Origin of the sequence: Spirillospora sp. CA-142024, from assembly GCF_050942325.1 — a bacterium.
GTDB lineage: Bacteria > Actinomycetota > Actinomycetes > Streptosporangiales > Streptosporangiaceae > Spirillospora.
Map to the genome: position 1 here is coordinate 8,814,589 of NZ_CP192077.1, position 12,978 is coordinate 8,827,566.

A 12,978-nucleotide genomic window follows, 5' to 3' on the forward strand; every position below is an offset into this window, starting at 1 on the left:
CCGCGCAGTGGCGTCCTTACAGCCAACCGGCGTTCCGGGAGATCCGGATGGCGTCTATGCGGTTGCGGGCGTTGACCTTTGTGATGGCGTTGGAAAGGTAGTTGCGGACGGTCGCGCGCGACAGCGAGAGGGCGGCGGCTATCTCTTCGGTGGAGATGCCGCTTTCGGCGGCGCGGAGGACGTCGGCCTCGCGCTGGGTCAGCGGGCTGTTGCCGGTTTCCAACGCGGCGGCGACCAGGTCGGGGTCGATCACGCGCTCACCGGCGGCCACCCGGCGTATGCCGTCGGCGAGGGTCTCGGCGGGTGCGTCCTTGATGATGAAGCCGCGGACATGGAGTTTCAGCGCGCGCAGCAAATTGCCGGGCTGGCTGAGTCCGGTGAGGACGAGCGTCCGGCATTCGGGCAGCAGCTCGTGCAGTTCACCGGCGACGGTGAGGCCGTCCGCACCCGGCAGGTCGATGTCGAGGACGGCCACGTCGGGCCGGGTTTTCTGGGCGGCGGCCACGATCCGGTCCCCGCGGTCCAGTTCCGCGACGACCTCCATGTCGTCTTCCAGCGAGATGAGGGCGACCAGGGCGCCACGGATCATGTGCACGTCTTCGGCGATCAGCACTTTGATCATCAGGCCGGCTCCTCCGGAATCTCCACGAGCATCCTGAACCGGCCTTTGGCGCCGTCGGCGGACACCGAGCCGGACAGCGCGCGGGCGCGTTCGGCCAGGCCGGCCAGGCCGCTGCCCCCACCCTTCGGCTCGCGGACGCCGTCGTTGACGATCTCCAGCCGCACGGTACCGCCCCGGCGCGACGCGGTGATCGTACATATGCGGGCATCGCTGTGCCGCAGAACATTGGTCACTCCCTCCCGTACCGCCCAGGCAAGGACGTCCTGGACGGCCGGGGCGAGCCCGGGCAGGCGTACGTCGAGCCGGACGTCGATGCCCGCGGCGCCGAGCAGAGCGGTCACTCCCCTGGTCTCCTCCTCCAGCGAGACCGAGTGCTCGTTCCTGGTCACGGCGCGCATTCCGGCCAGCGCGTCGCGGGCCACGAGGGTGAGGTTCTCGATCTGCGCCCGGGCCGCGGGCGTGTCCTTGGACAGCAACCGCAGCGCCAGGTCGCCCTTGAGGGACACCGCCGACAGGCTCTGCCCCAGCAGGTCGTGCAGATCGCGAGAGACCCGCAGCCGCTCCCGTCCGATGGCGACCTCGGCCAGTTCGGTGCGGGTGGCCCGCAACTCGTCGACGATCCGCACCAGCCATACCGATCCGTAGGTGGCCACCACCCCGATCGTGAATCCGGCGGACAGCCAGAAGACCGCCCAGGCCGCCACCGCGACGACGCCGACGTCGGTGTACTCGGCGGGCGCCGTGAGGGCCAGTCCCACGAGAGTCCCCAGCGGAGAGAGGACGGCGACCGCGACCGCGAGCGGGCGGCGCAGCAGCATGATGGCCGAGACCACGACGAACAACTGCATGTCGATCCAGTTCCCGGTGAACCACGGCATCGGGAGGTACACCAGGACGATCAGGAGCAGGAACGTCCACCGCCAGCCGCGTGGACGTTCCCTCCGCACGGCGGCGAAGCTGTGCCGCAACTGCAGGGCGCCGATGGCCAGGCCCGCGAGCAGCGGGACGGCGGGATGGCGGGCCGGAGGGCCGTCCAGTCCCGTGATCGCGTAGATCGGGGACGTCAGCATGAACGGCAGGTGGGCCGCGATGAGAAACCAGCGGGCTCGCCGCGGCGACCAGGCGGGGCCTTCCCACCAGTCGGCGGACGGGGCCGTCACGGGGCACCGGCCGCGGTGTCGCATCCCTGGCCGGTGTCGGCGCTGACCTCCAGCCGCAGGCCGCCGTCGTGGCGGGAGACCGCGATGACGCAACGCCGCACCGTGTCGTCCTGGAGGAGGCGGGTGACGCCGGCCCGCAGGGTGGAGCGGAGGGTTTCGTCGACGGTGTCCGAAAGGTCGCCGTCGGGGAGGGCGAAGCGGCTCTCTATCCCGGCCGCGGACAGGAGCGTCGCCGCCGTGTCGAGCTCGGCGGACAGCGAGGTGTGCTGGTATCCGCGGATCAGCCGCCGGGCCTCGGCCAGCGTCCGTCGTGAATTCTGGGCGAGCGCCCGCAGTTCGGCCTCCGCCGCGGCCCTGTCGAGCGAGGTCAGCGCGCCGGCCCGTCCTCCCTGGGCGGCGATCGACTCCAGGGCCGTGCCGACCGTCCGCCGCAGATCCTCGTCGATCCGCAGTCGTTCGCGTGCCACCGCCTCGTCCGCCAGCGCCCGCCGGGCCGCGTGGAGCCGCCGCACGGCGCCGACGAGCCAGATCAGGAGGAACACCGGCATCCCTTTGAGTGCTCCGGCGATCGTGAAGAAGGGAGCCATCTCGGGATGGCCGAAGACGATCGTCAACGGTGTCTGCGCGGCCACGATCGCCCCGAAGAGGGCGAGCGACCAGGGCGGCCGGAGCACGATGAGCACGGAGACGGCGAGCGCGTGGAACTGCCCCAGCCAGAAGGTTCCGAGGTAGGGAAGGACGCCGACGATCACCACGGCCATCGCCGCGACCGTCCAGCCCGCCCCCGTGGAACGGGTCCCTTGAGCGGCGTGGTGGACGTGCCTGACGTGCAAGGGCAGATAGCTCAGTGTGGCCAGCATCGCGACGACGGTGTGCGTCGTGTCGGTGGATCTGAGAGCGAAACGCCACAGCTCCACCGCGGGAATCAGCACGCTGTAGGCGACCGCGCTCATTGTGATGAGCGAAATGGAACTCGTCGCCGGCGGGACCAAACTGTTGACTCTCAGTCGCGGCTTCAGGAGGCCCTCCACGCGTGAACCCCAATTGAGCCAGGATATGTGCTCCATTCGGGGAACTACCAGCGAGGCGACGCCATCGGACACGTAGCCTCCTCTGAGCGACCGTGGGCACAGTCTGGTTCTGGCCTCCCCTTCGCCGGTAGATGCCGATGTCCTCACCTCATCGATGATGTCCATCACTGCCGACTGGCTACATCTGCATCTGCCGCGCTCCCCGCCCGGCCGACGAGACTCGGTCCAGCGCCTATGGGGAGCGGAAATGCGGAGACTCGCGGAAACGAAACCGGACTCGGATGAAGTGGTTCGTCTGGGGGCGGTCCGTAAACAGTTCGGAAGCAGGCGGAACGGCGTCGTCGCGCTCGACGGGGTCACCATCGGCTTCGCACCGGGCACCTTCACGGCGATCATGGGTCCGTCGGGCTCGGGCAAGAGCACGTTCCTGCACTGCGCGGCAGGGCTGGAACGGCCGACGTCGGGATCGGTCCTCCTCGACGGCCGCGAGCTGACGCACATGGGCGAGCGGGCCCTCACCCGGCTGCGGCGGGAACGCATCGGCTTCGTCTTCCAGGCCTTCAACCTGCTGCCGGCGTTGAGCGTGGCCGAGAACGTCGCGCTCCCGATCCGGCTCGCGGGCGGGCGGCCGCGCCGGGACGCCGTGCAGGAGGCGATCGAACGGGTCGGGCTCGGCTCGCTCGGGCGCCGCCGGCCCGGCGAGCTGTCCGGCGGTCAGCAGCAGCGGGTGGCGATCGCGCGGGCGCTGATCACCCGTCCCGCGGTGGTCTTCGGGGACGAGCCGACCGGTGCGCTCGACACCCGCACCGCCCTGGAGATCCTGGCCCTGCTCCGCCAGGCGATGCGTGCCGCCGGGCAGACCGTCGTGATCGTCACCCACGATCCGGTGGCCGCCGCGCATGCCGACCGGGTCGTCTTCCTCGCCGATGGGCGGCTGGCCGGCGAACTGCGCGAAGCCTCCCCCGACGCGATCGCCGAGCGGATGACCCACCTCGGCGCCTGGGGCTCCGCTCCGGCCGGACGTCATGCCGGCGAGGTGTCCTGATGTTCCGGCTGACACTGCGCACCCTGCGGTTCCGGAAGGGCGGTTTCGCCGCCTCGTTCGCCGCCCTGTTCCTCGGTGTCGTGATCGTCACGGCCTGCGGCGGGCTGATGGAGACCGGCATCCGAACCGACGCCCCGCCGCGCCGGCTCGCCGGCGCACCCGTCGTCGTGGCCGGCGACCAGTCGTACCGGGTGCCCAAGTCCGGCGACGACGAGCGGGTGACGCTCCCGGAGCGGGTCCGCCTGGCCCCTGACCTGGTGGAAGCCGTACGGGCGGTGCCCGGTGTCGCCAAGGCGGTGCCGGACGTCTCCATCCCCGTCACCCCGCTCGCCCCGGACGACCATCGGCCGCTCGACGTGGACGAACGGTTCGCAGGCCATGGCTGGTCGTCGGCCTCGCTTGCGCCGTACAGCCTGAGCACCGGCCGGGCGCCCAGCGGTCCCGGCGAAGCCGTGTTCGACGCACGGTCGGCCGCGAAGGCGGGGATGGCCGCCGGAGCCCCCGTCGGGCTGACGGTGCGCGGGACGCCCGAACGGTTCCGCATCGTCGGCCTGGTCGCAGGCCGCTCGGAACTCCCCGCGGGAGTGTTCTTCTCCGACGCGGACATCCGGCGGATCGCACCCGGGCAGATCGACGCCATCGCGGTGTTCCCGGCACAGGGAACGCGCCCCGGCGAACTCCGCGGACGGATCGCGACCGCGCTCAGGGGACACCACGTGACCGTCTCGACCGGAGGCGAGCGGGGGCAGGCGGAATTCACCGACGTCCGGCTCGCCGGGGAGACCCTGATCCCGATGGCGGGGGTCTTCGGAGGGCTCTCGATCATGGTCGTGGTCTTCGTCGTGGCGAGCACGCTGGGGCTCTCGGTCCAGCAACGGCAGCGCGAGATGGCGATGCTGCGGATCATCGGCACGACGCCGGGGCAGCTTCGGCGGATGGTCCTCGGTGAGGCGATCGTGGTGTCCGCACTCGCCGTCGCGCTGGCGCGGCTGCCCGGGGCACGCCCTGGAAGAATGCTGTTCGACCAGCTGACAGCGCACGGCGTCGTTCCCGCCGAGGTCGTCTTCCGGCAGGGATGGATTCCGGCGGCCGCCGGAGCCGGCGTCGGGCTCCTCACCGCCGTGGCGGCGGCGTTCATCGCGGCCCGGGCCGCGGCGACCGCGCGGCCTTCCGAGACCCTCACCGAGGCGTCCCTCCAGGACCGTCGGCTCGGGTGGATCCGGATCGTCTGCGCGCTGGTCTGCCTGGCCGGCGCCGTCGCGCTGTCGCTGGTCACCGCGCTGGTGCTGTCGGGGCCGGTAGCGGCCAGCACCGCCGGGCCCTCGGCGATGCTCTGGGCGGCCGGCATCGCACTGCTCGGCCCGCGGATCGCCCCGGTCATCATCGCGGTACTGCGTCCGGCGCTGCGCGTGGTGTCGGGGCACGCCGGTCACCTCGCGCTGCTGAACGTACGGGCGCGCAGGATCAGGACGGCGGCCGCGATCACACCGGTGATGCTCGCCACGGGACTGGCCACCGGCCTGATCTACATGCAGACCTCGCAGACGGCCGAGGCGCGGCGCGACTTCGGCGAGAGCCTGCGGGCGGACGCCGTGGTCACCTCGTCTTCGAGCGGGCTGCCACCCGACCTCGTCGACGCCGCCGGCAAGATGCCCGAGGTCGCGGCGGCGTCGGAACTGGTGACAAGCACCGGGTACATCGAGGCGCCGCGCTTTGGATCCCAGAGCGAGGACGGGCTGCCTCTGCGCGGGGTCACGCCGGAGGGCGCCGCGGCCACGTCGGCGGTCTCGGTCAACGCCGGGTCGCTCACCGCCTTGCGCGGCGACACGGTCGCCCTGACGAACGAGCATGCCCGCCGGATCGGCGGCGGCGTGGGCGTGGGCGACACAGTGACGCTGCGCCTCGGCGACGGGGCGAAGGCCGACCTGAGGGTGGTCGCGCTGTTCACCATGCGCACCGGACCGAAGACCGTGATGCTGCCCGCTGCGTTGCTGGCGCGGCACGTCACGTCGGGTGCCCCCACGCAGATTCTCGTCCGCGCCGCGCCCGGGGTGGACCATGCCCGGCTGACCGCCGCGCTGACCCGGCTGGTCTCCGACCGTCCCGGGACGCGGGTCGCCGACCGCGACCAAGCCGCCGCCGCGCACGCCGAGCAGGAGCAGATCGGCGCCTGGGTGAACTACATGCTCGTCGGGATGATCATCGGCTACACGGTGATCTCGCAGGTCAACACTCTGATCATCGCCGCGCTGGAGCGGCGGCGCGAGTTCGCGCTGCAGCGGCTCATCGGGGCCGACCGCGGCCGGCTGCTGCGGATGATGGGCGTCGAGGGGCTGGCCGTCGCCCTCGCCGGCGTGCTCCTCGGCGGTGTCGTGTCGACGCTGACGCTCGTGCCGTTCTGCCTCGCCCTGAGCGGTTCACCCACGCCCGGCGGGCCGCTGTGGATCTACCTCACCGTGATCGGTTCGGCGAGCGCGCTGACCGTCGTGGTGACGTTGCTGTCGAGCTGGTTCGCGCTGCGTCCGCATCCGGCGGCGGTGGCCGCGGGCGCGTGAACCGGGCGTTCGGTACACGCGGAGGCAGGTCACGCTTCGGGAGGGCGTCCGTTGAGATACGCCAGCACCGCCAGTACGCGTCGATGGCCGCTGTCGCTGGGTGCGAGGCCGAGCTTGGCGAAGATGTTGCCGATGTGCTTGTGCACGGCGTTCTCGGTGATGCTCAGGCGCTGGGCGATGGTGGTGTTGTCGTGTCCCTGCGCCATCCGGGCGAGGACTTCCCGTTCGCGCGGCGTGAGGTCGTCGATAGGATCCCCGTTGCGGCGAGCGAGGAGCTGCGCGACGACTTCGGGATCCATGGCGGTACCGCCGGCCGCCACGCGACGCAGCGCGTCGACGAACTCGGCCACCCGGCTGATCCGGTCCTTGAGGAGGTAGCCGATCCCGCCGCGCCCGTCCGACAGGAGCTCGCCGGCGTAGTCCCGCTCGACGTACTGCGAGAGCACCAGAACGGGCAGGCCGCGGTACCAGCGCCGGGCGCGCAGCGCGGCGTGGATCCCCTCGTCGCGGAACGACGGCGGCAGCCGCACGTCGACGATCGTGACGTCGGGCCGGTGCTCGGCCACCGCGTCCTCGAAGGCCTCCGCGTCGCGGGCGATCGCCATGACCTCGAACCCCTTGGTGGCCAGCAGCAGTTCCAGCCCGGTGGACAGCAGGACGTTGTCCTCAGCGATCACGACCCGCACGGCACCTCCTCGGCCTTCACGACGCACACGGAAGCCGGACGGCGAGCGTGGTCGGCCCGCCTTCGGGGCTGCTCAGGCGGACGGTGCCGTCCAGGGCGAGGACCCGGCGCCGGATCCCCGCGATCCCGGTGCCCCGGGTCTCGTCGGCGCCGCCGACGCCGTCGTCGGTGACCTCGATCGACAGGCGGTCTCCGGCGCGCCCGACCCGGACGGCCGCCCGATCGGCGCCGCCGTGCTTGGCGACGTTGGTGAGGGCCTCGGCCACCACGTAGTACGCCACCGCCTCGACGGCCGCGGGGATCGCCCCCAGCTCGCCGACGTCCGCGCGCACCGGCACCCGTGACCGGGCCGCCAGCGAGGCCAGCGCCCCGTCGAGCCCGCGGTCGGCGAGGATCGGCGGGTAGATCGTCTGCAGCACCGTGCGGAGCTCGACCATCGCCTCCTCCGCGGTCTCGTGCGCCTGCCGGAGCAGCACCGCCACCGTCTCGGCGTCATCGGTGAGCGACTCGCGGGCCATGCCCAGGCACATGGCGATCGTCACCAGGCGGGCCTGCGTGCCGTCGTGCAGATCGCGTTCGATCCGCTGGAGCTCGGCGCCGTGGGCGTCCACGACCCTGGCCCTGGTCTTGGTCAGCACGTCGATCCTCGCGGAGAGGCGCTCGGTGATCGGCGGGGACAGAAACGCCAGGCAGACCCGCGCGTGGACGCGCGCCAGCACAGGAAGGACCCAGAACGCCACCGCCCCGAGCACGACGACCTGCGCCGGCCCCAGGACCAGCGCCGTCCCCCAGCCGTTCACCTTCACACTCCAGAACAGCTCGGGGCGTGTGTAGGCGGGAAACGCCCACCAGAACGGCACGGTGACGACCGTCAGCAGATTGCCCAGGCAGAGCAACGCGGCGAGGCCGAACACCCCGCCGACAACGCCGTGCACGACCGGCCACAGGAGTGCCCGCCGCGCACCCGGACTGGTCACCGGATCGCCGAGCAGCCGCCCGGCGCGCCCGCGGTGCCATTCGGCCCACTGGCGGGCGAGGCCCGGCACGAGCCACAGCGGCAGCGCGAACAACGAGGCCAAGGCCGTGCCCAGGGCCCCCAGCAGGTAACCATTGCCGGAGAAGGCCCGCTTCCACTGCTCCCGCACGTGCCGTCCGATCTCCCGCAGATGCCAGGGACAAGGCCCAGTCTGCGGGACGATCGGCCGGACGGCACTACAGCCCGCTACACCTTCTTGAGGCAGCAGGCTGTATCGGACGGGCCCGCCCCCGTGCCTAGCGTCCTGAGCCATGACACGATCACGACGCCGGATCCCGGCCCTCCTGCTCATGCTCGCCGCCCTGCCGCCCCTGGCCGTCCAGACGGCGCACGCCGAGACCCCAGGCCGCCACCCCGATCGGCACATCGCCTGGAAACGGTGCGCCCAGAGCCCCGACGACTCGGTGGGCGGCGAACTCGACCGCGCCGGCGCCCAGTGCGCACAGATCACCGTCCCGCTCGACCATGCCCGGCCGGACGGCCGCACGATCAAGATCGCGCTGTCCCGGCTCAAGGCGACCGACCGCGCCCACCGGATCGGCACCATGGTGCTCAACAGCGGCGGCCCGGCCGAGCCCACACTGGGCATGCCCCTGGAGACCCGCACGTACATGAAGCAGGTCGCCTCCCGGTTCGACCTCATCGGGCTGGACCCGCGATTCGTCGGCCGCTCCACACCGCTCGACTGCGGCTGGCCCATCGGCCTGTGGCTCCGCTCCGCCGGCTCCGACCGCGCAGGATTCGATCGCCAGGTCGCCTTCCAGCGCGACCTCGCGGAAAGGTGCCGCCGCAGCCAGGGCGACGTTCTCCCCTACGTCACGACGCGCGACACCGCCCGGGACATCGACCTCGTCCGGCGGGCCCTCGGCGAACGCGAGATCTCGTTCCTCGGCTACTCCTACGGCGCCTACCTGGGCGCGGTCTACACCCAGATGTTCCCCGGCCGGACCGACCGTGTCGTGCTGGACAGTGCCGGCGACCCCCGCACGTACGGCCCGAGACTCATGCAGGGCACCGAGGACGAGGCCGAGCACGCCCTGCGCGCCTGGGCGAGCTGGGCGGCCGAACACCACGACCTCTACGGCCTTGGCGAGACCCGCCGCCAGGTGCTCGCCACGGTGCGCCACATCACTGACGCCGCGGCCGGACATCCCCTCCAGGTCGGCCCGTACCTTGTCGACCAGCACGTGCTTCCTCAGATCCTCTATGTCGGCAGCGCCACCGACCGTCCCGCCGACCGTGCCGAGTTCGCCTCCACCGTCCGCGTCCTCAACGAGGCCGCCAACGGACGCGCGGCGACCCCGAACGAACAGCTGGACGGTCTCCTGGCGTTCCTGCTGACCAGCGCCAACTCCCAGTACGGCAGCGCCGCGGCCGCCATCATCTGCGGCGACCGCGCGGCCCCCCGCGACCCCGAGACCTACTGGAACGAGATCCAGCGCAGCCGGTCGCGCCATCCCCTGTTCGGGCCGCTCAAGAACAACATCTGGCCCTGCGCCTTCTGGCCGAGCCCGCCGCGCGAGCAGCCGACGCGGATCGGCAACCCCACCCCGGCGCTGATCGTGTCCGCCACCGGCGACGCCGCCACCACCTACCAGGGCAGCAAGGCCATGCACCGGCTGATGACGGGCTCCCGGCTCCTCACCCTCGACGCCATCGCCCACGGAATCTACGGCGAGTACGGCAACCCCTGCGTCGACGCCAAGGTCAACACCTACCTGGCCACCGGAACCCTCCCGCCCGGCGACGAGAGCTGCCCGGCCATCGGCCGGCTCTAGCGCTCCGGCGGTTCGTCCAGAAGGCTCAGGTGGTCCGGGGTGATGGTGCCGGTGATCAGCAGGTTCCGGATCAGGTTGACGTTGAGGGCGTTGCCGATGGGCGGGGCGACCTCGTGCTCCAGCAGTCCGGGCACCTCGCCGCTCAACTGGTGGCGCACCTTCTCGACGCGGCGGGCGGCCTTCTTCTGGTTCCATCCCGCCTTCGGCTGGAGGCGGCCCAGCTCGTCGGCGACCTGGGCCCAGGTCAGGGGCTGCGGGTCCGGGTCGTGGCGGAGGTACCGCTGGCTGAGGCACACCAGGACCAGGTGCTCGGACGGCTCCAGCCGCCACGGCCGGCGCTCCTCGGTGGGGGCCTCGTTGCGGGCGCCGGCTCCCAGCGGAGCGGCGCCCGAGGCGATCCGCACCTCGAACAAATGGTCCTGATCGGGTGCGACGATGAACAGCGGCGTGTACCCCGCGGCGGGCAGTTCCGCCGCCTGGCCCCGGAGGACCAGGCGCGACCCGGGGAACCGGATGGCCAGTTTCCCGGTGTTGTGCAGAATCCAGCGCGAATTCTCGCGCGTGATGTGGCCGTGCCTCCGGCTGACGTGGGTGTCGCCCGGGCCCACGCAGACGTGGACGGAGTCCTCCTGGCGCCCGAAAACGAGGGTGAACCCGGCGTCCGGCGCGACCCTCATCCCCCCGCGCGCCCCCAGGACGAACAGTGTCCCGGGCTGGGCCGGGGGAATTCCGTCGGAGAGGGTCCTGATCTCCGCCGGCAGGAACTCCACCTTGGGTTGAAACCGCGGCACCGTCATCAGCCCTTCCTCCCGGGAGCCTCCGAAGATTTCATACTCGATCAAGTGGAACCCCACGACATCATGAGGGAAAGTCGTTACAAAAGGGCGTGGAAAGACTCCAGAGCGTGCGAAAGGCAGGTCTGTGCAGCGCTTGCGGCCGGACGATCCCGACCGGGTCGGTCCATACCGCCTGCTCGCCAGGCTGGGCGCCGGCGGCATGGGCGTCGTCTACCTCGGACGGTCCCCGGGCGGCCGGCTGGTCGCGGTCAAGGTCGTCAGTGCGAGATTCACGGGCGACGCCGAGTACAGGGCGCGGTTCGAACGGGAGATCGGCGCGGCCCGGACCGTCAGCGGCGCCTTCACCGCCTCGATGCTGGACGCCGACGCCGACGCCGGGACGCCCTGGCTCGCCACCGCCTACCTTCCCGGGCTGACGCTGCGAGAGGCGGTCGCCGGGCACGGGCCGTTTCCGGCGCCCGCCGTCCGCACGCTGGCCGCCGGGCTCGCCGAGGCGCTGGTCGACATCCACCGGGCCGGGCTGACGCACCGCGATCTCAAGCCGGGGAACATCATGCTGACCGCCGGCGGTCCCCGGGTGATCGACTTCGGTATCGCCCGTCCGGAGGACGCCGTCACGATCACCAGGGTGGGAGGCACGCCCGGCACTCCGGGGTTCATGTCGCCCGAGCAGGCCGCCGGCCTCAAGGTCGGGCCGGCCGGCGACGTGTTCTCGCTCGGCGCCGTGCTGGCCTACGCGGCGACCGGGGCGGAGCCCTTCGCGGCCGACGGCACGGCGGCCGCCTTGAGACGGATCAAGGCCGGGCAGGCCGATCTCGGCGGGATCTCCGACCCGTGGTTGCGCGACCTGATCGGGGACTGCCTCCGGCTGGAGCGGGGGCGGCGGCCCTCCGCCGCCGACCTGCTCGCCAGGCTGGACGAGGCCGGCCCCGCGCACGGCGCCGCGTGGCTGCCGGCGGGCGTCGCCGAAGCCATCGGCCGCCGGACCGTCCAGGCCCGGGGCCTGCCCGAGGTCGCGATGCCCCCGGCCGCCTCCGCCACGCTCGCCGACCGGGCCGGCTCGGCGGAGGAGACCGCCGAGCCGCCGACCACGGACGGCGACGGCGCATCCGGCCTGCCCGCCGCGACCCGCGTACCGAGCAGACGCGCGTTGCTCATCGGCGGCGGCGCGGCGCTCGCCACGGCCGGTGTCGCCGCGGGCGCGGCCACGCTGTCGAGGAACCGGGACCCCGTCCGGCGTTCGGCCGCGCGGGCGGCGACGCCGTCCGCCACGCCGTCACCGTCCGCCCCGCCCCCTCGGGCGAAGTCGCGGTGGAAAGTGAAGGTGGACGACTACTACCCGGACTTGCTGGCCGCCGACGGTGTTCTCCTGGCGCACGGCGACGGCATCCTGAAAGCCCTCGACCCGGATACGGGGAAGACGCGCTGGAAGCATCGCTCCGTCGACGTCGACCACGTCAGCGTGGACGGCGGCGACGTGTTCCTCGTCGACCACTTCGCCTCGCGTCTCACCATGCTGCGCGCCGATTCCGGTGCCGAGCGGTGGAGCCGCCCATGGCCGTCCGAGAAGAACGTTCCGATGTATCCCGTGGCCGGCACCAAGATGGCCTGTTTCGGCTACTACTCGGTGACCGCCCTGGGCAGGAAGAACGGCAGGCGCCGCTGGAACGCTCCCGTGAAGGCGGAGTACGGGATCGCCGTCGCCGACGACGTGGTGGTCGTGGCCGACAGGACGAGGGTGGCCGCCCTGGACGCCGGCAGCGGCCGTCCCCGCTGGACGTATCAGGTGGAGTGGGCGCACTACCCGCAGGTCTGCTACGGCTTGGTCTTCGTCCTCGACGGGCCCGGCACCGTGCACGCGCTGCGCGCGGACACCGGCGGGCTCGTCTGGAAGAGGTTCATCGGCGACACGGTCTACGAGAGCTTCGGATTCGGGTCGGGAGGCGGATTGGTCCACTTCGGAACCGCGGCCGGGGACGTGTACGCGATCCGGGCCGCGACCGGTGAGGTCGTGTGGTCGCGCCGGCTGGGTCAGGGCGCGTCCAGGAACCAGTGGAACGCGCTCGGCATCACCGGAGACACGCTGTACGCGGGCTGCGCCGACCGGAACGTCTACGCGCTCGGCGCGGCCGACGGACGGATCAAGTGGACGTACCCGGCCGATGTCACGGTCCGAACCTCGGCGCCGGTGGCCATCGGCGGATCGGTGTTCATCGGCACCGCCGGCGGATACGTGAAGGCCCTCACCCCACCGGACGGGGGCTGACGG

10 protein-coding genes are annotated in these 12,978 nt (G+C 72.0%); 4 read left to right on the top strand and 6 right to left on the bottom strand.

The annotated features are described in order from the left end of the window. Positions 1 to 16: 16 nt before the first annotated feature. From ACQPZP_RS41785 to ACQPZP_RS41795, 3 genes are read right to left on the bottom strand one after another with little or no spacing between them, the layout of a single operon-like run. Complete coding sequence (locus ACQPZP_RS41785; RefSeq protein WP_433475134.1) at positions 17 to 622, bottom strand: response regulator transcription factor; 606 nt, start codon at positions 620 to 622, stop codon at positions 17 to 19. After that, positions 622 to 1,782: a sensor histidine kinase gene (locus ACQPZP_RS41790; protein WP_433475135.1), complete on the bottom strand. Its 1,161-nt coding sequence runs from the start codon at positions 1,780 to 1,782 to the stop codon at positions 622 to 624. Before ACQPZP_RS41790 ends, ACQPZP_RS41785 begins: the two co-directional genes overlap by 1 nt. Continuing rightward, positions 1,779 to 2,735, bottom strand: coding sequence for a hypothetical protein (locus ACQPZP_RS41795; RefSeq protein WP_433475136.1), 957 nt, complete (start codon positions 2,733 to 2,735; stop codon positions 1,779 to 1,781). Before ACQPZP_RS41795 ends, ACQPZP_RS41790 begins: the two co-directional genes overlap by 4 nt. Before the next feature lie 364 nt (positions 2,736 to 3,099). Between ACQPZP_RS41795 and ACQPZP_RS41800 the strand changes: the two genes are divergently transcribed. Next, positions 3,100 to 3,858 (top strand): ABC transporter ATP-binding protein, encoded by a 759-nt coding sequence (locus ACQPZP_RS41800; RefSeq protein WP_433475137.1) that lies wholly within the window; start codon positions 3,100 to 3,102, stop codon positions 3,856 to 3,858. Beyond that, positions 3,858 to 6,413 carry an FtsX-like permease family protein gene (locus ACQPZP_RS41805; RefSeq protein WP_433475138.1) on the top strand — a complete coding sequence of 852 codons (2,556 nt, stop codon included), beginning with the start codon at positions 3,858 to 3,860 and terminating at the stop codon, positions 6,411 to 6,413. The genes ACQPZP_RS41800 and ACQPZP_RS41805 overlap by 1 nt, the downstream gene beginning before the upstream one ends. A 29-nt stretch (positions 6,414 to 6,442) precedes the next feature. Here the strand turns inward: ACQPZP_RS41805 and ACQPZP_RS41810 are convergent, their stop codons facing one another. Further along, complete coding sequence (locus tag ACQPZP_RS41810) at positions 6,443 to 7,099, bottom strand: response regulator transcription factor (protein ID WP_433475139.1); 657 nt, start codon at positions 7,097 to 7,099, stop codon at positions 6,443 to 6,445. Positions 7,100 to 7,115: 16 nt separating this feature from the next. Next, entirely contained in the window at positions 7,116 to 8,243 is a 1,128-nt protein-coding gene (locus ACQPZP_RS41815; protein ID WP_433475140.1) for a histidine kinase, read from the bottom strand. Between the two features lie 142 nt (positions 8,244 to 8,385). Between ACQPZP_RS41815 and ACQPZP_RS41820 the strand changes: the two genes are divergently transcribed. Continuing rightward, positions 8,386 to 9,912 carry an alpha/beta hydrolase gene (locus ACQPZP_RS41820; protein WP_433475141.1) on the top strand — a complete coding sequence of 509 codons (1,527 nt, stop codon included), beginning with the start codon at positions 8,386 to 8,388 and terminating at the stop codon, positions 9,910 to 9,912. Here ACQPZP_RS41820 and ACQPZP_RS41825 read toward each other — a convergent pair. Continuing rightward, positions 9,909 to 10,709 carry a hypothetical protein gene (locus ACQPZP_RS41825; RefSeq protein WP_433475142.1) on the bottom strand — a complete coding sequence of 267 codons (801 nt, stop codon included), beginning with the start codon at positions 10,707 to 10,709 and terminating at the stop codon, positions 9,909 to 9,911. The two genes, ACQPZP_RS41820 and ACQPZP_RS41825, sit on opposite strands and share 4 nt — an antisense overlap. A 124-nt stretch (positions 10,710 to 10,833) precedes the next feature. On the opposite strand from ACQPZP_RS41825, the gene ACQPZP_RS41830 reads away from it, so the two are divergent. Next, on the top strand, positions 10,834 to 12,975 hold the full coding sequence (locus ACQPZP_RS41830) for a PQQ-binding-like beta-propeller repeat protein (RefSeq protein WP_433475143.1): 2,142 nt from the start codon (positions 10,834 to 10,836) through the stop codon (positions 12,973 to 12,975). The last annotated feature ends 3 nt before the right edge of the window (positions 12,976 to 12,978 follow it).